This is a genomic window from Streptococcus sp. GMD5S, from assembly GCF_000298715.2.
Classification (GTDB): domain Bacteria; phylum Bacillota; class Bacilli; order Lactobacillales; family Streptococcaceae; genus Streptococcus.
Genome location: NZ_AJRG02000007.1, coordinates 69925 through 92264, shown reverse-complemented (window position 1 = coordinate 92264; position 22340 = coordinate 69925). Strand labels below are relative to the sequence as shown.

Below are 22340 nucleotides of genomic sequence, written 5' to 3'. Positions count from 1 at the left end.
CCCAAATGTCTTTATTATTTAATTACTGGACCAGTATAACAGAATTTGAAAGCCCTAGCAAGATATTTGACTGGAAAATATATTTATATAGTTTCTGATAACGATTTAATCTTTCTATACACGAAGAAAAACCTCCACATCAGGTGGAGGCCTTCAACTTTATCAATACAATTTCAAATCACGAGGATCGACTGGGAAGGTTGGGTTGTATGGGTTATGACGGAGTTTGAAGTGTTTGACATCCTCAATAGTCTGAGTTCCAGATAACTGCATGACTGTCTTCAATTCTGCATTCAAGTGCTCAAAGACTTGACGCACACCAACACTACCACCGAGAGCCAAACCATAGATCACAGGGCGACCAATAGCTACCAAATCTGCTCCTGAAGCCAAGGCTTTAAAGACGTGTTGACCGCGACGAACACCAGAGTCAAAGACAATTGGCACACGTTTATCAACTGCTTCTGCTACTTCTTGAAGTGAGTCAAAGGCAGCTGGCCCACCGTCGATTTGGCGGCCACCGTGGTTGGTTACCCAGATACCAGAAGCACCTGCGGCAAGAGAACGTTCAACGTCCTCACGGCATTGTGGCCCCTTGACATACACAGGAAGACCTGAGTATGTAGCGATAAATTCGACATCGCGTGGAGACAAGCGTTGTTTAGCTGACTTGTAAACAAAGTCCATTGATTTTCCAGCACCTTCTGGCAGGTATTCCTCAACAATTGGCATGCCAACTGGGAAGACAAAACCATTGCGCTTGTCGACCTCACGATTGCCCCCTACAGTTGCATCCGCCGTCAAGACAATTGCTTTGTAGCCTTCAGCCTTCACACGGTCCATGATATGGCAGTTAATCCCGTCATCCTTACTAAAGTAAAATTGGAACCAATGAGGTGTCCCTTGAAGAGCTTCCGTAATTTCTGGAAGGTCAACGGTAGAGTAGGAACTAGTTGTATAGAGAGAACCAAATTCATGCACACCACGCGCAGTAGCTACTTCCCCCTGTTCATTTGCCAATTTATGAGCCGCAACAGGCGCCATAATAATTGGTGAAGATAATTTTTCACCTGCAAATTCAATCTCTGTACTTGGATTTTCAACATCACAAAGCGTATGAGGAACAATAAGTTTGTGGTTAAAGGCACGGATGTTCTCGCGTAAAGTGAAAGTATCCTCTGCTCCACTAGCGATATAACCAAAGGCAGCTTTAGGAATGACTTGTTGCGCCATTGGCTCCAAATCATAAGTGTTAATAAAATCTACAGGTCCTTCTGCATTGCTTGTTTTATATGACATAAAGTGTCCTCCTTATTAAGTAAGCGTTTACTTTGTCTTACATTAACTATCTTACCTCTTTTTCAGAATCCTTTCAAAAATTTTGTCTGGAAATTTCAAACTGATTATCTGAATATGCCCCAAAAAAGAGAGGACTCTCATTCTACCATTATCCTATATTCTTCTTTACCTTTAGGAACCTTTGTTTTATTGCCCACATATAAAAATCAGGTAACCTTGTGACTACCTGATTTTCTATGTTTTAAGCATTTTGCCAATTTTCTTGGTCTTCTTTAAAGCGTTTTAGGAGGTCGAGTCCTTCTGGCGTAATGTAACCTTCTTCTTGGGCTAGGTGGATGAGTTCGCTGTAGTTAGAAAGTGTCACCAATTTCACATCAGCATCCGCAAAATTCTTATCGGCTTTTGGCAATTGATAACTGAAAATCGCTACAACTCCAAGCACATCTGCTCCTTCGCGTTTAGCAGCTGCTACGGCTTCAAGAACAGACCCTCCAGTTGAAATGAGGTCTTCAACAACAACCATCTTTTGCCCCTGAGCCACACGACCTTCGATTTGGTTACCAGCTCCGTGGTCTTTTGGTTTGCTACGGATGTAGGCAAAAGGCAAGTTCATCTTGTCAGCGATGATAGCTCCGTGTGGAATCCCTGCTGTCGCTGTTCCTGCAATCACTTCTACTTCTGGAAATTCTGCTTTAATAGCTTCCACAAAACCATTTTCAATCAAGCTACGAGTTTCTGGATAGGCAAGCGTCACACGGTTGTCCGTATAAATCGGCGATTTGATACCAGATGCCCAAGTGAAAGGCTCCTCTGGTTTGAGGTAAACGGCTTGAATTTTCAAGAAGTGGCTAGCGATATCTTTAGCAAGTGTCATAGTCTTCTCCTTTTGTTTTTATAATCTATTTCTTTAATTTTAGTCTTGGTTCCATTCATCCTTGATAGCATGATAAGCTGCAACAGGATCCTCAGCTTGGGTAATGGGACGTCCCACTACGATATAGTCACTACCGATTTGATAAGCATCCGCTGGCGTCATGACACGTTTTTGGTCTCCAACCGCAGCTCCCGCTGGACGGATTCCCGGTGTCAAACAGATAAAATCTGAATTGGTGGCCTGCTTGATGAGTTGCACTTCCTGAGCTGAGCAAACGACACCATCCAAGCCCGCTTCAGCTGTCTTCTTGGCATAGTGAATGACCGATTCTTGAAGACTGGTTTGGATATTTTGAAAGTCTCTCATTTGTTCTTCAGAAGTTGAAGTCAATTGAGTGACAGCAATCAATTTTGCTTCTTTTCCAAGACCTTCACGCGCAGCCTTCATCATCTCCACACCACCAGCAGCATGAACATTGGTCATGTCCACACCAAGCTGAGATAAGACCTTCATAGCAGATTTGACTGTATTGGGAATATCATGTAGCTTGAGGTCCAAAAAGACACTATGCCCTAGTGACTTCAAATAACGGACAACTTCTGGACCTTCCGCATAATAAAGCTCCATTCCCACTTTTAAATAAAGACTTTCTTCTGCTGGGAAAAGAGATAAAAATTCCTTGACCGCCTCAAAAATAGGAAAATCAAGAGCAATAACTGGACGATGTTCACACATACCTTTCTCCTTTTACCTTTACGAGCAAGAGAGTATGGTCAAAAATAAACCACGAAAAAAGGAACCTGCCAACAGCAAGGTTCCACGAAAAATGGGTAGTCTCCACCCTTTCACCGTCTAACCTTAGCTGCCTCTCTGGACTGCTTTAAAGGTTTTTTTCTATTCTATTATTTATAGTAGGACTTGTCAAGCAAAAACTCGAAACTAGACTTCTATACCATTCAAAACCAAGAGGAAAAGTTAGTCTAACGACTCTGTGATTGCTGGCTCGTTTGGCTTTGATTTCCTTGTTCTTCTTGTTTTTTCTTTTCTTCTTCCTGTTTTTTCTTCTCAGCTTCCTTAGCCTCTTGTTTGGCTTTTTCCTCAGCCTCTTCTATCAATTTATCCGCTATCGTATAGCTGTATACTCCAGCTTCCATATCGACTACACTCGGTTCAGACAATTGTGGCTTGATTTTGCTGTAATAAGGCAATTTCTTGCTCAATTCTGATAGGGGAACCAAAATCTCATCTGTATCCAGCATGGTAATTTTTAAAAGATCTGCTGTTGCCTTGCTCGGCGCTAATTCGATTTTCTGGATTTGACTCTTGATATCCTCACTGATGGTAGACAATCCTGTTATCAGCTTTTTCACCTGCTGCTCATCGTTAAAGGTAACTGTCAGATAAGTCTCAGGCAAGTTTAAGCGATCAACAGGAGTTGACTCTACTGTACCACTAGACAGAATAGGATAATGTTCTTCACCAGACACATAATAACCGACAATATCGAATTCCTTGACCTCAATCGTAAAGTTAGTCGGAAATTGATAGTTAATCTTCGCTGATTCTATCCAATGATTGGACTTGATTCGCTCAGCGTATGTTTCCTTATCCAACAATAGAGCTAAAGTATAGTCGCTATCTTGAATCCCAGAAGCCTGTTTGATGTCATCTGCCTGCGTGTTACTATTTCCCTTAACCTCGATATTTTTGATGGTCGAAAGTGGAGTCAATAGATAGACTGAAAGAAGAAGGACCAGGACACTGGGTACCAAGATACTCACAGCTCGCCAAATATGAACAGGCGCAATTTTAGGCTTGGCTGGTTTCTCTGGTTTTTTGGGTTTTTCTTTTTTCTTCTTCTCTTTTTCCTCTTTGACTTTAGGGGCATCCTTTTGAGATTTTTCTTCTTTTTCGGATGGTTCATTGCTTGGACTTGAGGCTTCCTCAACTGACTCACTCGATGATTTCTTGGATTCCTCCAGTAGTTTCGAGTTGGCTTCCTTACGAGCTTGTTTTTCCTTTTCCTTCTCTTCAGCTAGGGCAGCTTCTTCCTCAGCCTTCTTCTTCAGGTATTCCTGGTTTCGTTTCTGCCATTCAGACAATTCTTGCTTGGGGTTTGATTCTTTTTTCTTATCCTTTGACATTGATATTCCTTATGCTAGGTCTTTTCTTAGTAGATCGTAAAAATCTGCAAGAGATTTCAATTCAGTCGAAGCTTTCATGCTAGCTTGGTATTGGTCCTTGTGACTAAGCAAGTGACTGAGTTTCTCCTCCAAGCTTTCCAAGGTCAAGTCACTTTCTTGAAGTTCTTCTGCATAGCCTTTCTTAACAAAATAAGCTGCATTTTCAATCTGGTCTCCTCGACTTGCTTCACGACCCAATGGTACGATGAGATGGAGTTTCGCCATGGCCAAGAGCTCGAAAATCGTATTGGCACCGCCACGCGTCACCACCACATCTGCCATCTCCATCAAGGGTTGATAGAGATCCGTCACATAATCAACACGAAAGAGATTTTGACTCAACTCATTGAGGTTTGAATCTCCAGTGAGATTGATAATATTGTAGCGCTCTGTCAGTTCTTGCTTATGATCAGTCACCAATTGGTTAAAAACACGAGCTCCTGCAGAACCACCGACAAACAATACCGTTGGCAATTTAGGATCAAAGTGGGTTTGGATATCCACCAATTCATCTGGTTCAGGAGTGTTTTGATCTGAAACCTTGGTCACTGCCCCCACATGCTCGACTTTTGCGAGACCAGCAGCCTGCTCAAATGTCGAATACATCTTAGTCGCAAATTTATAGGCGATTTTATTGGCCAAGCCCATAGACAGGTCCGATTCGTGAATAAAGACAGGCACTCCTGACACTCGCGCTGCGATAACCGGCGGTACAGAGACAAATCCTCCCTTAGAAAAAAGAGCCTGTGGACGCAGTCGTAACATGATAAAGAGCGATTGAACAATTCCCCAACCAACTTTGAAGACATCCAGCATATTTTGCCAAGAGAAATAGCGACGCAACTTCCCAGTCGCAATAGAGTGGAAGGTCACATTCAGGCCTGACTTGAGGATTTCTTGGTGTTCGATTCCGTGTTTATCACCAATATAGTGAACTTCCCAGCCGTCTTCGATGAACTTGGGCATTAACAAAAGGTTGAGGGTGACATGTCCAACCGTCCCCCCACCTGTAAAGACAATTTTTTTCATATTATTCCTTTAACTCCGCTACTGTGTCGATAAAGAGGTCGCCACGTACTTCAAAGTTAGCATACATATCCCAGCTAGCATTGGCAGGACTGAGGAGAACCACATCTCCTTGAGTCGCAAGCTCATAAGCCTTGCGGGTCGCATCAGCAATATCTGTCGCATCTACATAAGTCACACCAGCCTTCTCTGCTGCCCGTTTGACACGTTCTGCAGACTGACCGAGGATGACCATCTTCTTGAGCCCAGTAATATCTGGAACCAATTCGTCAAACTCATTGCCACGGTCCAAACCACCTGCAATCAAGATAACCTTGCTGTTGTCAAATCCTGATAAGGCTTTTTGAGTAGCCAGGATATTGGTTGACTTGCTATCGTTATAGAATTTGACCCCCTTGATTTCATCCACAAACTGGAGACGGTGTTTGACACCACCAAAGGCTGAAAGAGTTTCCTTGATGATTTGGTTATCTACACCACGTAGCTTGGCTACTGCAATGGTCGCAAGGGCATTTTCCACATTGTGGCTACCTGGAACACCGATTTCACTCGCTGCCATGACCACTTCCCCACGGAAGTAGAGCAGACCGTTTTCTAGATAAGCCCCATCAACCTTTTCCTTTGTTGAAAATGGTACAACAGTAGCCTCTGTTTTTGTGGCCAAGTCTTTTGCCAAGTCTTGGTTAAAGTTCAAGACAAGAAAATCAGCTGCTGTCATCTTGTTCTGGATATTCCACTTGGCTGCCACATACTCCTCAAAAGAACCATGATAGTCTATATGAGTGGGCATGAGGTTGGTGATAACCGCAATCTCAGGATGGAATTCTTGTACACCCATCAGTTGGAAAGAAGAAAGCTCCATGACGAGCGTGTCCTTGGCTGTCGCAGTTTGAGCAACCTGACTAGCAGGATAGCCGATGTTCCCTGACAAGAGACCGCGTTGACCAGCAGCAGTTAAAACTTCCCCAATCATGGTCGTTGTGGTTGTTTTCCCATTTGAACCAGTGATACCGATAATTGGCGCATCTGAAATCAAATAAGCCAATTCTACCTCAGTCAAGACTGGAATCCCCTTTGCCAGCGCTTTTTCAATCATGGTATTGCTATAAGGAATCCCTGGATTTTTCACCATCAGAGCGAAATCCTCATCCAATAATTCCAAAGGATGCCCACCAGTGACAACCTTGATCCCGTCCTCTAACAGACTTTGCGCAGCAGGATTTTCCTCAAAAGGCTTGCCGTCATTTACTGTCACAATAGCACCTAGCTTGTCTAGCAAACGGGCCGCAGACTCACCAGACTTAGCTAAACCTAAAACAAGGACTTTCTTATTTTTAAATTGATCGATTACTTTCATGTCTCAAACTCCATTTCTACTCCTACTATTTTACCATTTTTATGAAAATAATACTAAACGAAAATGCTCTAGCCTTCATTCTAGCATAGAAAAAGAGAGCCATAGCTCTCTTTCTATTTATCTTCTTCTGCTCTTTTTTACAGACATGAGCGTAATGTCTCTCAAGCTAAAGTAAGCTAGGGCCAACATGGCGATTGTGACAAAGAATTCTGTCGGTAATTGGAAGATTTGCAAGATGGACAACATCAGCAAAATCAAGAGTGCAACAACTACAAAGACCAAGATAACGATGTTGACTGTTCCTTTGATACTTTGGGGTGTCGCAAATACATAGAGTAGTAATAAGAGTATCCCTATGATTAAATAGACCATCTTTATCTCTTTCTAGCTCTTATTCAGCTGATTTTTTCTTCTTGTTGGCTTTCTCACGCTCTGCCTTGTTAAGGATTTGTTTACGCAAACGGATAGACTCAGGCGTTACTTCCATGTACTCATCGTCATTCAAGAATTCAAGAGACTCTTCAAGGGTCAAGATACGAGGTGTCTTGATAACAGCTGTTTGATCCTTAGTAGCTGAACGAACGTTGGTCATTTGTTTGGCCTTAGTGATGTTAACTGTCAAGTCGTTTTCACGAGAGTTTTCGCCAATGATCATTCCTTCGTAAACCTCAGTACCTGGGTTGACAAAGATGGTTCCACGTTCTTCGATAGACATGATTGAGTAAGTTGTAGCCTTACCAGCATCGATGGAAACAAGGGCACCACGGTGACGTCCACCAATTTCTCCTGGAATCAATGGTAAGTATTGGTCGAAGGTATGGTTCATGATACCGTAACCACGAGTCATTGACAAGAACTCCGTTGAGTATCCGATCAAACCACGCGCTGGAACAAGGAAGACCAAACGAGTTTGACCATTACCAGTTGAAATCATATCCAACATTTCACCCTTACGTTCAGAAAGGCTTTGGATAACAGAACCTTGGTATTCTTCTGGAGTATCGATTTGAACACGTTCAAATGGCTCACATTTAACACCGTCGATTTCTTTTACGATAACTTCTGGACGAGATACTTGAAGTTCATAACCCTCACGACGCATAGTTTCGATAAGGATTGACAAGTGCAATTCTCCACGACCTGAGACAGTCCATTTATCTGGTGAGTCCGTTGGGTCAACTCGTAGGGAAACGTCTGTTTGCAATTCTGCTTGCAAGCGTTCTTCCACCTTACGAGAAGTCACCCATTTACCTTCTTTACCAGCAAATGGTGAGTTGTTGACCAAGAAGGTCATTTGAAGCGTTGGCTCATCGATGTGAAGGATTGGAAGAGGCTCAACTGCATCTGTCGGTGTAATCGTCTCACCAACAAAGATATCTTCCATACCTGAAACGGCAATCAAATCACCTGCTTTTGCTTCTTGGATTTCACGACGTTCCAAACCAAAGAAACCGAAGAGTTTTGTTACACGGAAGTTCTTCGTTGTACCATCTAGTTTAGAAAGGGTAACTTGGTCCCCAACTTTCACACTACCACGGAAAACACGACCGATACCGATACGTCCAACGAAATCATTATAGTCCAAAAGTGACACTTGGAATTGCAAAGGCTCATCTGAGTTATCTACTGGAGCTGGGATATGGTCGATAATCGTGTCAAAGATTGGTGCCATCGTAGCTTCTTGGTCAGCTGGATCATCTGACAATGAAGATGTCCCGTTGATAGCTGAAGCATACACCACTGGGAAGTCAAGCTGGTCGTCATCTGCACCAAGCTCGATGAAAAGTTCCAAGACTTCGTCCACTACTTCTGCTGGACGAGCTGATGGCTTATCGATTTTATTAACAACCACAATTGGAACTAGGTCTTGTTCCAAGGCTTTTTTCAATACGAAACGAGTCTGTGGCATGGTTCCTTCGTAGGCATCTACGACCAAAACGACACCGTCAACCATTTTCATGATTCGCTCAACTTCTCCACCGAAGTCCGCGTGTCCTGGTGTGTCCATGATGTTGATACGAGTTCCATTGTAAGCAACGGCTGTATTCTTAGCAAGGATGGTAATTCCACGCTCTTTTTCGATATCGTTTGAGTCCATAGCGCGCTCTGCCAATTCAGTACGTGCATCAAGCGTTTCTGATTGTTTCAATAATTCGTCAACGAGGGTTGTTTTCCCGTGGTCAACGTGGGCGATAATCGCAATGTTACGGATATCTTCTCTTAATTTTGTCATGATTTCCTCTAATATTTAAATTTTTATTTCTAACTGAACAATTATACCACAGTCTCATTCAAAAATCACAGTTCAGCTAAGTGTAAATGTTTTCACTCTGCTTTTCTAGTCAAGGCAACTCTTTTCAAAGTCAGAGACTTATGATAAGATAAGCTGGTATGCGTTTAGATAGATTATTAGCCCAAGAAAAGGTCAGTCGCAAGGCTATGAAACAGGCTCTATTAAAAAAAGAAATCCTAGTGGACGATTGTCCAGCCAGCTCCCTGGCTCAAAATATCGACACTGGGTTGCAGAAATTAGTCTTTCAAGGACGACAAATCCAAGGCTACGAGCACACCTACCTCCTGCTGCATAAGCCAAACGGAGTCGTTACAGCTAGCAAGGATAAGAAACTTCCAACCGTCATGGACCTCCTTCCACCTGACAGCCAGTCTGACCAGCTCTATGCTATCGGCAGACTAGACCGCGATACCACGGGACTGCTGCTTTTGACAGACAATGGACCTCTTGGCTTCCAACTCCTTCATCCCCAGTACCATGTCGATAAATCCTATCAAGTGGTAGTAAACGGACCGCTCACGTCAGACCATATCCAAAAGTTCAAGGATGGAATTGTCTTTTTAGATGGGACCACTTGTAAACCTGCTCAGCTAGAAATTCTAGACATAAGCCCAACAGAGAGCCATGCCTCTATTACCATCTCAGAAGGAAAATTTCATCAAGTTAAAAAAATGTTCCTCTCAGTTGGTGTCAAGGTGACTGCCCTAAAACGCGTCCAATTCGGTGACTTTACATTAGACCCAGAACTAGCAGAAGGGCAATACCGTCCCTTGAATCCAGAGGAATTGGAAATCATAAAAAACTATTTAGAGATGGGGCGATAAAACAAAAAAAGCTTTATGTTTAAAGCTTTTTGTTTTTTGCTTATCTAAAAAATACTGCGACGGCTAGAATCCAGTTAAGAACAGAAACTACAAGTCCTATGATATTCAGAATTTTTTCTGTTTGATAGTTTAGTCCAGATTCTTTTTGGTATGAAAAAGCCAAGACCAATCCTATGATCCCCAAAATCAGACCCACTATTGGAGAAAGCAAACCAAGGACGATAGATAAGATACCTAAAATAAGTGAAGGTTTTTTCTTTTGTTGTGAATTCATATTACAAAATCTCCTTAAATTTAATATAAATGATGATACCATAAAACGCAAGATTTATCTATCATTAAACAGTTTTTAACAGAATGTTAGCTCGTCTTGACCTTTCCAATCCAAGAATCCAATCCATAAGAAAGGATATAAATCTCAGAAAAACCTTGCTTTTTCAGATAGAGGGCTGCATTGGTCACTCGTTGTCCGCGTTGGTTTTCGTAGAGAAGGACAGGTTTATCCTTGCGAAGAGCTGCAAGGCTTGACTTCAACTGATTTGAAGGAATATTGCGAGCTCCGAGGATATGTTTTCTGTGAAATTCTGCTGCATCACGGACATCAATCAATTGCCCTTTCCGAATCAAGGCTTCAAACTCTGCATTGTCTACAATCTTAGCCGCACGACGAATACGAAGGTAGTTATACCCCATCCATGCCGCCATCGCTAGTACGATTCCCCACAAAATCCAAATTGTCATAAGTTCTTATCTCCATTTTTCTCTATGTAGTCTAATTCTATCTTGTGCTCTCTACGAAGAACAGCTTCTGCCTCTAGATAGTCTAGCTTGTCCATCAGACCTGCATCATAGATCCGAGAGAGTTCGAGCTTCATCAGTTCAATATCATACAAGCGCTTCCCCACATAGACAATAATGCCAAACTGTTTGAGAAATTGCTGCACATCATAGAATGTTTTCATAGCTTTCATTCTAACAGATTTTAGACTTTTTTTCAATACTGGACCGGCTCTTCCCCCTATTTTCTTCGTCTTCATTGCCCATTCTTCCGCAAGTATGGTACAATAAAAGCATGAGAATTCAACAATTACACTATATTATCAAAATCGTCGAAACTGGCTCTATGAATGAAGCAGCTAAGCAACTCTTTATCACCCAACCTAGTCTCTCCAATGCCGTTCGAGACTTGGAAAATGAAATGGGCATTGAAATCTTTATCCGCAATCCCAAGGGCATTACCTTAACCCGTGATGGGATGGAGTTTCTCTCCTATGCCCGTCAGGTCGTTGAGCAAACCCAGCTTCTGGAGGAACGCTATAAAAATCCTGTCGCCCACCGCGAACTCTTTAGCGTTTCGTCTCAACACTATGCCTTTGTGGTCAATGCCTTTGTATCCCTACTCAAGAAAAGTGATATGGAAAAATACGAGCTCTTCCTTCGTGAAACTCGGACTTGGGAGATTATCGACGATGTCAAGAACTTCCGTAGTGAGGTCGGTGTCCTCTTTTTGAATAGTTATAACCGTGATGTTTTAACGAAAATGCTGGATGACAACCACCTCTTGGCCCACCATCTTTTTACAGCCCAGCCCCATATCTTCGTCAGCAAGACCAATCCTCTGGCAAAGAAAGATAAGGTTAAACTAGAAGACTTGGAGAACTTCCCTTACCTCAGCTATGACCAAGGGACTCACAACTCCTTCTACTTCTCTGAAGAGATTCTCTCTCAGGAATACCACAAAAAATCTATCGTAGTCAGCGACCGTGCCACCCTCTTTAATCTCTTGATTGGTTTGGATGGTTACACGATTGCAACAGGGATTTTGAACAGCAACCTTAACGGAGACAATATCGTTTCCATTCCACTGGACATTGACGACCCGATTGAACTAGTCTATATCCAGCATGAAAAAACCAGCCTGTCTAAGATGGGCGAACGCTTTATCGAGTATCTACTAGAAGAAGTTCAATTCGATAATTGATAAAAAATAAAGATTAAAAGGGAAAGAGAAAAAGTTAGGAAATAGAAAGTGAAAAAGTTACTACTTGCCAGTGCTCTGATTCTGTCAATAGCAGGATCTATATTAGCTCCCGTCTCTGCAGAAGAAAACCAATCACAAACTCCTTCTGCTGTTAAAGAAAAGCAATCCAAAGATGATCAAAAAGATGCTATTGTTAAGGAGAATACAGAACCCGAAGTTCTTCCAAAAGTAGATGCGCAAGAAGCCAAACCCAAAAAAGAGGGCTGGTACCAAGAAAACTACCACTGGCGCTTCTACCAAGATGACCAACCTGCAGTGAACTGGAAAAAAATTCAAGGCAAATGGTACTACTTCGACCAAAATGGTGACCGTCTCCAGTCCACTATCTATAAAGGTTATGCCTTTGACCAAGAGGGTGCTATGGTGGAAAATAGCTGGACCAAATTGGAGAATCAATGGTATTACGCTGCTCCTTCTGGACGATTAACTCAAAATGCTTGGAAAAAAATCAATGGTGCTTGGTACTATTTTGACCAAACTGGAATCATGCTCAGCAATACAAGCATTGATGGCTATTTCTTAGGTCAAAGTGGAGCCATGGTATCTCAAGGTTGGCAAGAGGTCAATCACGTTTGGTACTACGTTCTGCCGTCAGGAAAAATCTCTCAAGACAAATGGGAGAAAATCAAGGGTACTTGGTACTATTTTGACAAAGAAGGAAGGATGTTGAGCGAAACAACCTTCAAGGGCTACCTCTTTAAGAAGAGTGGAGCTATGGCAGAAAACAACTGGGTCAAAATCAAGGATACTTGGTTCTATGCTAGCGATTCAGGCAGATACGTCCAAGACAAGTGGCAAAAAATCCAGGGCTCTTGGTACTCTTTTACTCATGATGGGGGAATGCTAGCAGATAAATGGCAAGGAAGCTACTACCTCAAGACCAGTGGGGCCATGGCTGAAAAAGAATGGATCTTCGACAAGACTTATAAGAGCTGGTTCTATCTAAAAGCGAATGGGCATTATGCAAATCAGGAGTGGATTGGAGCTTATTATCTCAAGTCTGGTGGCTATATGGCCAAAAACGAGTGGATCGATGATAGTCAAGACAAAGGGCGTTACTATTTGGATGAAAATGGTCGCTATGTTACAGGAATTCACAAGATTTCTGGAAAAGACCATCTCTTCCAAAAAGATGGGAAATGGATTTCTGAAGTTTCAACTGAGGGTGGATTTGTAAAAGGCCAATACAGTAACACCATCTTCCTCGATCCCGGACACGGTGGTCGAGATTCTGGCGCCTTTTACTACAATGTAGCTGAAAAAGATCTCAATATGCAAATCTACCGTAAACTTCGCACCAAGTTAGAAGAACTAGGCTACAAGGTTCTCACCTCACGTGATAGTGATATTGATGTAGATTTCATTACAGAACGTTCCCGTATGGTCAACAAAACCAACTCTGACATTTTTATCAGTATCCACTTCAATGCAACTGGAAACGCATATTCAAAAGCGAGCGGTATTCAAACCTACTCCTATAGCGATGAACCTGATTATCCAAGTAAGATTAATCAATACTGGCACAACCATCCTGATCGCATTAGTGAAAGTAAGCGCCTCGCTGCTGCTATCCACTCCTCTCTCTTAGCCGAAACAGGGGCTAAGGATGCTGGTCAGTTAGAAAGAAGTTTTGCCGTACTACGCGAAACAGCCAAACCAGCCGTCCTCCTTGAACTTGGTTATATGGATAATTTCACTGAAAGCCAACAAATCAGAGATAGTCGCTACCAAGATAAACTGGTCGCAGGCATCGTAAAAGGGATTCAAAAATATTACGCTGGTAAATAAAAATAAAGTCTCGAGGTTTCTCGAGACTTTTCTATTTGTCTTCTTTTTTATCTTTATCAGGAAAGAGGTAGCCAATTCCTACACAAGCTAACACACCGGCACCAATCACCAAACCACTTGAAATTGGCAAGAGATCAAAAATAGCATTTGCAATGATAAAGGCAATAATCAAGCACATCAGACTAGCCTTATAGTCTTTTTTCAAAAGATTTTCTAGAGTGAAATAGAGGAACAAGCCAACTGGAATCAGTGACCAGAGATTGACATCCAAACTTGGCCAGCCAACAGATCCAAAATACAATACTAGCGCTGCTGCTACTAAAAATACAAGTCCTAATAATTTTTTCATTTTTTTGTCTCCATTTTCTTTTTTGGTTCTTGAGTTGTCTGATACTGACCTCTCACGCCCTTACATGAATCATTATAGCAGAGGAATTTTTCAAGAACAAGACCTTTTGCCTATCTGGTCAATATCTCTGTCTATGTGGTTGAATAGTAGTGATAAAAGAAAAAAAGCCCTAATGGACTTCTTGATTTTGCCGATTGTAACAGTATTTTTGAACAAATACCATCTAGTTTTTCTTTTCCTTTGACTCTAGAGAAGATTTGATTGCTTCTCGATCTGCTTGTAGTTGAGCTAAGTTCTTTTCTGCTTCCTCAAGTTTACTGGTATCTGGTTTCACACGATAGTAAACATCTTCTGGTTTCATTAACATCGATCCATAATCTTGGCCCGAAAGTAGTCTTTCTTCAGCATGATTGCTTTTATCCGTAATCTTTCCATCATCAGCAGGTTGCATAACAACTCCACTTGGAACAGCAACTACTACAAATCCTCCAGCAACAGAATCTTTTACCCACGCACTGATAGAAGCTGTCTCAGGGTTACGACTATCTTGACCTTTTGATACCTTTAATCCAACTACAGATTCGTACTTTTGATCATTTGTAAACCAAGTCGCATCTACTTCTCCAGAATTCTTAATAATGTATTCATTACCAGATTGACTACGCCAAGTGCCTTCTAAACTAGACAAATCATTGTTCTTGATTGCTTCAATATCTAGTTTTGGAACGGTAGTTTCTTTCTTTAACTTGCTAACAAGTGCTTCTGCTTCAGTAATTTTGGTATCTAAAGCAGTCAGTTGATCCTTGAGTTTCTGAATTTCCTCTTGTTTATCCTTATCAGCCTCATCTGTTTTTCCTTGGCTTGTAGACGATTGACTTGTTGACTCTGTAGTTGAAACAGCAGACGATGCTTGATTTGACTCTTTCTTTCCAATCAAAGAATGCGAGAAAACACTTACTAGGATTATAGCAACCAAAATACCGAGGACTAACCCAATATAGATTTTAATGTTTCTAGTTCCTCTCGCAAACTTTTTAGTTGACTGCGCCTCTGCTAATTCTGATGCAGTCGGCTTGCGGCCATTGACCTCCTCAAATTGTTTTACCCATTCTTTCTTATTCATAATTTTCTCCTTTTTGATTTCTATTCAGCCAAGCTTACGAGACTTCATCCGTTATTATCCATGGATTTTTATAATTTTTAGAAAATCTATGCAAAAAATTCTAAAATGATTAACAGCCTATAGTCCTCTAAAACGGAACGAAAACAAGTACTTGTTAATATATATTATACCACAAAAATATAAATTTTAGTTTTTATTTATAAGCAGGAGACACAGACGTTAAACAGAACCCATCTCCATTAGAAAAAGCCTGTCCTGAGACAAGGCTTTTACATATATCTCTTTTAAATCTCCCATTTTCATAGAAATCTAAATAATATATTTATAAATCAATACTTTCACAAAACTATGTCATCACCTCACTATCTAATCTCAGTACATAAACCATTTTTTCTATAGCTTTTGTCTTAATCTTTATTTTTTCTCTTCATTCCAAGAAAAGCTCCTACTATAAACATGATTCCGGCAGTTAATAGTGTCTGGGCTCCGCTTGCTGTTCCGGTTTTTGGCAACTCATTAGGATTGTTAATAGTTGATTTACTATTGATGTTGGTATTTTTATTAGTTACGTTTCCTTGTTCATTTAGATAAACGTTCTTGTCAATTTCAAAGTTTTTATCATTTTCATCAGAAACAATGCTGTTGACATCATTAGTTGAATCAGATTGTGTTTTTTCTTTCTTTTTGGATACATCAAAAGTAGGTTTATTTTCCTCCTCCTTTTTCTCCTCTATTTTCTTGAATACAGGTTTTATAAAGGTATCTTTTGATAGATTAAGAACATAGCCGGCGTCTTTTTTCCCTTCGAAACCAGAAATTTCCCAACCATCAAATTGGTATCCTTTTTCTAATTCACCCTTATAGACAGGTAACATAAAATCTTCTTCCGACACTATCGTTGAACTCATTTCTTTTCCATTTTGAATGGTCACAGTTACCCTATGAGGTTTTAATTCACTTACCTCTCCCGTGTCTTTATTTAAAATGAATTCTTTTACGGTTGTATTTCTTGCAAAATCTTTTACAACAATCTTAATGTTTAGTGTCTTATCTGTTAGTTGTTTAATATCATCAAATGATTTATATTCTTTTCCATTTACATAAATATGTTGTTCTTGAATCTCACCATCGAATCCGTTATTTCTTTTATCATTGATGTTAAAGACTACAGATTTTCCGTTAGCATATTCGATACTAGTATTTCCCTTAGGATCAATGTTTACTTCTGGTTTGACATTATCATATAAAAATTGATAATGTACTCCAACCGCTTTCGCATTCAAATCGCTATAGCCAGTTTGAAGATAAACATTTCCATCCATATCTGTTACCTTATCTGGGAATCCGTTTGCTTTATAGTCTTTCATCCCCCAGTCCATGATGTCACCGTCTTTAACATTAAGCTTAATGTTAAAATCTCTAGTGTTATCAATGTGTAAATCTCCGTAGATTAAATAATTATCTACAACCGATTCATTAACTCTCAACTCCCAGTTAAAACCACCCTTATCAGAAATCTTACCTCTTAAATAAAATTCTGGATTTCGTACATAAATTTTATTAGTTTTAGATGGATTAAAGTAGTTCTTGTCCATTGAAAGATTTACTGGTTTTGCATCAATAAATAACGTAGAGCCATCTTCTTTTATAGCTTCTACATTGGACTTATCCTCTCCTGTGTACTCTTTACCATCCTTACCAAATAATACAAGTTTAGAAGGATCTGTCACAAGATTTCCATCGTTATCGATTGCCTCCCCTTTATCATTCATTTTAAATGTAAACACTTGATACCTTACAATGTTAAAGCCGTCCAAAGCCGACATTAATACTGATTGAGTACTTCTTCCATCTTCAACATTTCTACTATCAGCATAAATTGTTGTTTCTGATAAAACTCTTAGATTAGGATTGGCCTTTTGGATTTTTGCTATATCTTCCTTGTTATAGACTCCATTCCCTTCTAACATATCCGTTTTTCCAGGATTATAGGTAGTCACTTTTAGTGCATAGCCTTTTCTCAGAATGATGTTATCCTTTAATAGATATTGTTGTTTTTCTGAATCAGAATAGATTTTACCAGATTCCATGTCCGTTAAATTATTTGGTTTATTTTTTGAAAGATCTCCTTCTCCTAATTCTATTACATTCCCATAACTTGATGCATACGGATATTCTGCTTTAGTTTCCTTATTTTTTTCAGGCATTCTAATTTTAGTTTCAGCTTTTATCTGACCATCATCTTTGACAAAAAACCTCATATCTCCTGCAAAAGCTAATCCATCCACAATATCATTAATATTAGCGTATAAATCAAATGTCATCGTTTTTGAATGGGAATCATACTTGGTCGTTTTGATTTCTATCGATTTATAGTTATTTCCATAGTATACCTTGGCATTTTTAGAAACATTACTGATCTTTCCAAGAATTTCAAAGTGTCCATCTTTAGATGGGTTTAGAATGCCATAAATTTTTGATTTGATTTCATCAAGTTTTTCAGTTTCATATTCTAAGGCACTACCATCGTCATAAGCAATGATATTTCCCTTATCATCGTATTTATAATCGTATTCCTCTATTCTCTTACCAGTTTCACTTGTAAAGTCATCAACTTCTCTAAATTTCTTTTTAATGAGTTTCTTTAAATCTTTGCTTTCAAAGTCTCTAATTGTTGAAATTGTTTTATGAATAGTCAAGCTAGATTTTTCTTCGGTAGCCTCTTCATTTTCTTGATGATGTTCTACTTCAGTTGTATCTTTTTTAAGACTATCCTCTTTTCTATTTTCTAAATTTTTAAATTTAGATTCGGAAATCTCGCCAAGCTTTTGGTATTTAGATGAATCTTGATCAGGATCTACTAGATAATAGGAAATCATCCCATTTTTATCAGCATGATCAGCAAATTTAATTCTATGAATCTTTGTGAAATTGCTAGAACCGTCTAATGCAATCACTTCAATGATTTTTCCTCTTAAATCTCCTGCACCTTTAATTTCATAAATGGTATTTCCGTCTTTGTCAAGTTTTCTATTTCGTCCTTGACCCTCACCTGCATAAGTGACTTCAAGATTTTTCTCAACCTCTCCATCTTCATTAACAAGAGCGGCCCCAGCATACCAAACTTCGTTGGCAATCTCGTCAAATTTTTCAGGATGTTCTTTTTGATCTCTCGCAAATAGCGTTTCATTCTTATATTGCTCTTTGACCTTGTGATAAGTATCCTTTGTAATTAACTTAATTTTTCCAGGGTTTGAAAAATCAATTGAAACAATCTTTGGAGGGGTGTTATCAATTTTTACAGGAATATAGGAAACCTGCCATGGGTAATCCTTGGTTAATCTATATTTAAATTTATAGAAATATTGGCCTTCCGCAATCGGTTCAAATTGTCCTCGTATCTTAGTAGCAGGATCTTTTTTGTCATTACTTTCTGGGGCATTTTCTTCTCTACCTCTAGGGTTATAAATGAGTCCATCCCATTTCAAGTCACCCCAAACTTTTAGCTTAGAAGATTTAATGCCCTTTGCATCATTTCTTTTAGAGTTTAAAATTCCTTTAATAAAGTGTTCTCTCGAAATGACTTTTAAGTCTTTTTGATTTTCTCCTTCTTTATTTGTATTTACTATTGAAATCACCCCTTCTTCTGCACTTCTTAATACAAGTGGAGAAGGCGTTAATCCTCTCTCAAGTTGAGCATCTTGAGGATTTCCATTTGAATCTAAAGGATAGATTTTAGCAATATTAGAGCCACTTGATGAAGGTGCGTTGATTCCTTCGTTATTGAAAGCAAATAATTCTGGATTTTGATCTAGGGATGTTGTATTTTTATCTTTTCTATTTTGGATAACTCCTGCTGGATTAAATTTATCTATACCATGTTCTCCACCAATCCCCTTATTTAAGGTACCTGGAATTTTTGGTTTACCATCATCATCATAACCTTCCATTGCTTTTGATTTTGATCCTTCTTCCCAGGCCCATTTATCAAGGATTGGTTCGTGGTTCCAATTCCCAGCAAATCCCATTAGAGGCATCGACAAAGAAGGTTGGAAGTTTCTTTTCTTACCGTTGGAGTTTAGAGCTTCCATTTCTTCCACTGACTCAAAATGAATAAATGATTCTACAAATTTATTTTTGTTTTTAGCTTCTCCAACATTTATAACCGCATTTAAATCAAAGCTGGAATTTGGACCTATAGTGAAAGTATCATGCTCAAATGTGATATTTGCTCCTTTGACTTTTTCTGGGTGAATTTCTGGAACAATTTGCTTCCCGTCCGGAGATTTTTCATCTTTATATGTTTCATCGAGTTTTAGCCTATCAGTTAGAGCATCTGTAGTTACAGTTGATGCAGAAACTTTAAAGGTTAAAGGTCTGTTTGAGGTATTGTGAAGCTTAATTGTAAAGTATTTTTTATCACCTTTTATTTCTTTAAGAGAAATGGAACCATATGAATTTACCAAACCTTTAGAATCTGTATTTTTGAAAGTTGCTACAACTTCATTTCTCAAAGCGTTGGCAACATTAATTAGCCCCGCTCCCTGCTGTCTAGGTGATGCAAAGTATTGACTCTTTTCTTTCCAAGAGGTTGCATCCATCATAGGTCTTGCAGTATTTTGTAGAGCTATTTTTGTAAGACTTGTAAGGTCTATTTTGTCATCTCCCTTAAGATTTTTCAAGACAGGTCTTTCAAGCAATTCCTTTAATTTTGGTCGAATCAAAACAGTAGAAGCTGCTACGATTGGAGTTGCCATACTAGTTCCTGACATATAACCATAAGTGGATTTACCATTGATAACATTTAGAGTGGATTTAATATTTTTACCAGGTGCTGAAACATCCGGTTTTAAAAGCAAGTCTGTTCTTGGCCCCCAAGATGTAGACCCTGCTGGGACTATAATATCTTCTTTATAAAGTTCTTTGTCTGTGTCAGCTGCAAATTTAAAGTCAATTTCTTTTTCATCACCTACATTCGGTTTATTAGAATTATAGCTTTCCATATCAATTGGATAGTATTGTTCTAAGTTATCTTTAAAATCTTCCTTATTATTTCTTTTGACTTCAGTTTTTTTATCAGGGTTAATCATGTTCCATAATTTTACACCATCATCTCCTGAAATTGAAAATACTTGACTAGTAGTCCCTTCATCCGCTTCATATCCCATAGCTGGAAGGTCTGTCCAATTATCTCTATTGTAGTAATTTACAGTATTTACAACCATAATGGCACGTGCGCCTTTATCCGTTGCTCTTTTAAAAGCATCTTTTAAATCCTTGGTATAAATTCTATCCATTACTGCAATTTTGCCCTTAAGATCCAAGCCTATCAAATCTTTGTCTTGACCTTTGCCTATATATACAAATTTTAATTTATTTGGAGTTTTTGACCCATCCTCATTTGTTAGGATTTTATTTTTATCGAAAAAAGCTCCTATATTTCTGTATTTAAAACTTTGTCCTCCAATGTTAACCTTATCAAACTCAATGGTTTGATTTTTAGCAGAAGCGACCGCTATCGCATCTTCATGTGCGGCAGTTCGTGTTACATTTCCAGTATCTGTCATTTTCAGATTATTATTGGCTACTAAATCCCAAGAAGAACTTGAAGCAGAAGTCGCAAAATTACCTGTAGCAACAACCATTGGGATTCCAGCTTTTCTTAATGCTCTAATAGCCTCCCAATATTTCTCGCCTACAAGACCTGTTCCCGTAAAGCCAGATGATACCGAAACAACATCGACATTGTGTTTGATCGAATCTTCAATAGCATGAAACATTGTTTCATCACCCGCGAACCCAGATCCTGCGTCAGAGTACATTTTATAAGAGAAAATTTGTGCATTAGGCGCAATTCCATCTATGCCATTAAAGTTCTTGATATCTTTTTCAGTATCATTTCCAGCAAGAATCCCTGCAATATGCATCCCATGTGGATCAAAATAATCCCTACCATCATCATATTTTTCTACAGTGATTTTACCACCATTATAATAATTGAACGCATGAGGGATTTTATCACTCAACCAATAATTTTTATCAGTGCCTTTTAAGTCATCTTTTTTAAATTTCATCGAGTCTTTGGCATCATCATCGATCCTCATAGCCTTATGCCTATAATCTGTTCCAGTATCGATATTTGAAATGACCATACCTCTACCATCAAAATTTTTCCCAAATGGAGCATTGATAGACTTTAGGTAATCAATAGCTTCCTCAACTCCAATTTCCTTTCTGGCATGATTCATCATTGGTTGGAGTTTTTGTGACCTTTCAACCGATGAAACACCTTCTATTTGTTTAATTTTGTCCAAATTATCTGGAGTTGTTTCAATGGCAGCGCCATTAAAAATCGTATTATAGGTATATAAAACTTTTGTATCCTTCAGATTTGATAGTTCCTTAATTACTTTTTCTCCAGATTCTTTATCTTTAAATTCAGCAATATAGACAACTTTATCTTCTTTTTTCGGATTTTCTGTATCTTTATTTACAGATGAGTTCGCATCATCTCCTTTGGATTCATTGGAGTCTTCTTTGATACTTGCTCCTTCGTTACTAGTTTTTTTGTCTATCTCAGACTTTCTACTAACAACTTCTTTTTCCTCAATAACTGTTGTCTTCTTCTCCTCAGTATCCTTTGAAGTTTCTATAACATTATGAATATCTTCAGATTGTTCATTGTTTTTTGTTTCTTTATCTGCTACTACTTTTTCTTTATCAGAAATTCTTAAAGCATCTTCAGAACTAGGTGCATCTGCTAAAATCACCTCATTGGGGGCATATGCTGCTAAAATAACTGCAGCAGTAGTTAATGACAATACCGTACTTTTTTTCATTTTAATTCCTTAATTTTTTATTTTAAACCCAATAGATAGAAAACTTTAACCTTGCTAGCCTTTGTTATAAAAAGTTTTATGACGTATTATCTAGTGGGATAGAGTAGTACATTTATATATAATTGTTAGCTCTCTGAAAAATAGTATATCAATTAAAAAAATTTAAGTCAAGAAAAATTAACCCGGGTTAATTTTTTTTTTAATCCATGTTAACAAATAGTCTGGTCAATAAATATTATAGTTAACTGGCTACAATATAAACTCATTCCTACCATCAAAAATATTATCAATTAACCGGAATAACTACCAAAATTGCAAAAAGGGGGGGATGGATACAATTTATA

Annotated in this window: 17 protein-coding genes; 3 read left to right on the top strand and 14 right to left on the bottom strand. The window is 39.0% G+C overall.

Features of this window, described 5'->3' with window-relative positions:
• Positions 1-162 precede the first annotated feature (162 nt).
• From lctO to typA, 8 genes are all read right to left on the bottom strand, one after another.
• The gene (gene lctO, locus GMD5S_RS0205135; RefSeq protein ID WP_000120735.1) at positions 163-1299 is read right to left on the bottom strand and encodes an L-lactate oxidase; all 1137 of its coding nucleotides are present in this window, start codon (positions 1297-1299) and stop codon (positions 163-165) included.
• Between the two features lie 241 nt (positions 1300-1540).
• Positions 1541-2173 (bottom strand): orotate phosphoribosyltransferase, encoded by a 633-nt coding sequence (gene pyrE / locus GMD5S_RS0205130; protein ID WP_000170884.1) that lies wholly within the window; start codon positions 2171-2173, stop codon positions 1541-1543.
• 39 nt (positions 2174-2212) lie between these two features.
• Entirely contained in the window at positions 2213-2908 is a 696-nt protein-coding gene (pyrF, locus tag GMD5S_RS0205125; protein WP_000333213.1) for an orotidine-5'-phosphate decarboxylase, read from the bottom strand.
• 245 nt (positions 2909-3153) lie between these two features.
• Positions 3154-4317 carry a cell division protein FtsQ/DivIB gene (locus tag GMD5S_RS0205120; RefSeq protein WP_000031117.1) on the bottom strand — a complete coding sequence of 388 codons (1164 nt, stop codon included), beginning with the start codon at positions 4315-4317 and terminating at the stop codon, positions 3154-3156.
• A gap of 9 nt (positions 4318-4326) precedes the next feature.
• Entirely contained in the window at positions 4327-5385 is a 1059-nt protein-coding gene (locus GMD5S_RS0205115; RefSeq protein ID WP_000724802.1) for a UDP-N-acetylglucosamine--N-acetylmuramyl-(pentapeptide) pyrophosphoryl-undecaprenol N-acetylglucosamine transferase, read from the bottom strand.
• Between the two features lies 1 nt (position 5386).
• Complete coding sequence (gene murD, locus GMD5S_RS0205110; RefSeq protein WP_000863067.1) at positions 5387-6739, bottom strand: UDP-N-acetylmuramoyl-L-alanine--D-glutamate ligase; 1353 nt, start codon at positions 6737-6739, stop codon at positions 5387-5389.
• A gap of 117 nt (positions 6740-6856) precedes the next feature.
• Entirely contained in the window at positions 6857-7111 is a 255-nt protein-coding gene (locus GMD5S_RS0205105; RefSeq protein ID WP_000262666.1) for a DUF3165 family protein, read from the bottom strand.
• A 19-nt stretch (positions 7112-7130) separates the two neighbouring features.
• Positions 7131-8972 (bottom strand): translational GTPase TypA, encoded by a 1842-nt coding sequence (gene typA, locus GMD5S_RS0205100; RefSeq protein ID WP_000164104.1) that lies wholly within the window; start codon positions 8970-8972, stop codon positions 7131-7133.
• A 158-nt stretch (positions 8973-9130) separates the two neighbouring features.
• On the opposite strand from typA, the gene GMD5S_RS0205095 reads away from it, so the two are divergent.
• Positions 9131-9856: a 16S rRNA pseudouridine(516) synthase gene (locus GMD5S_RS0205095; protein WP_001235076.1), complete on the top strand. Its 726-nt coding sequence runs from the start codon at positions 9131-9133 to the stop codon at positions 9854-9856.
• A 40-nt stretch (positions 9857-9896) separates the two neighbouring features.
• Here GMD5S_RS0205095 and GMD5S_RS0205090 read toward each other — a convergent pair whose 3' ends face one another.
• The 3 genes from GMD5S_RS0205090 to GMD5S_RS0205080 form a co-directional block, all read right to left on the bottom strand.
• Positions 9897-10130 carry a hypothetical protein gene (locus tag GMD5S_RS0205090; protein ID WP_001088140.1) on the bottom strand — a complete coding sequence of 78 codons (234 nt, stop codon included), beginning with the start codon at positions 10128-10130 and terminating at the stop codon, positions 9897-9899.
• An 86-nt stretch (positions 10131-10216) separates the two neighbouring features.
• Positions 10217-10597, bottom strand: coding sequence for a rhodanese-like domain-containing protein (locus GMD5S_RS0205085; RefSeq protein WP_000158115.1), 381 nt, complete (start codon positions 10595-10597; stop codon positions 10217-10219).
• The gene (locus GMD5S_RS0205080; protein ID WP_002874361.1) at positions 10594-10827 is read right to left on the bottom strand and encodes a YqgQ family protein; all 234 of its coding nucleotides are present in this window, start codon (positions 10825-10827) and stop codon (positions 10594-10596) included. The genes GMD5S_RS0205085 and GMD5S_RS0205080 overlap by 4 nt, the downstream gene beginning before the upstream one ends.
• Before the next feature lie 101 nt (positions 10828-10928).
• Between GMD5S_RS0205080 and GMD5S_RS0205075 the strand changes: the two genes are divergently transcribed.
• On the top strand, positions 10929-11837 hold the full coding sequence (locus GMD5S_RS0205075) for a LysR family transcriptional regulator (protein ID WP_001222590.1): 909 nt from the start codon (positions 10929-10931) through the stop codon (positions 11835-11837).
• Between the two features lie 48 nt (positions 11838-11885).
• The gene (locus GMD5S_RS0205070; RefSeq protein ID WP_000734928.1) at positions 11886-13685 is read left to right on the top strand and encodes an N-acetylmuramoyl-L-alanine amidase; all 1800 of its coding nucleotides are present in this window, start codon (positions 11886-11888) and stop codon (positions 13683-13685) included.
• Positions 13686-13716: 31 nt separating this feature from the next.
• Here GMD5S_RS0205070 and GMD5S_RS0205065 read toward each other — a convergent pair whose 3' ends face one another.
• The 3 genes from GMD5S_RS0205065 to GMD5S_RS0205055 form a co-directional block, all read right to left on the bottom strand.
• Complete coding sequence (locus GMD5S_RS0205065) at positions 13717-14034, bottom strand: hypothetical protein (protein WP_008289485.1); 318 nt, start codon at positions 14032-14034, stop codon at positions 13717-13719.
• Between the two features lie 223 nt (positions 14035-14257).
• Complete coding sequence (locus tag GMD5S_RS0205060; protein WP_001034439.1) at positions 14258-15157, bottom strand: DUF6287 domain-containing protein; 900 nt, start codon at positions 15155-15157, stop codon at positions 14258-14260.
• Positions 15158-15564: 407 nt separating this feature from the next.
• Positions 15565-21996, bottom strand: a complete 6432-nt coding sequence (locus GMD5S_RS0205055) for a S8 family peptidase (RefSeq protein WP_000750022.1) — start codon at positions 21994-21996, stop codon at positions 15565-15567.
• Between the last annotated feature and the right edge of the window lie 344 nt (positions 21997-22340).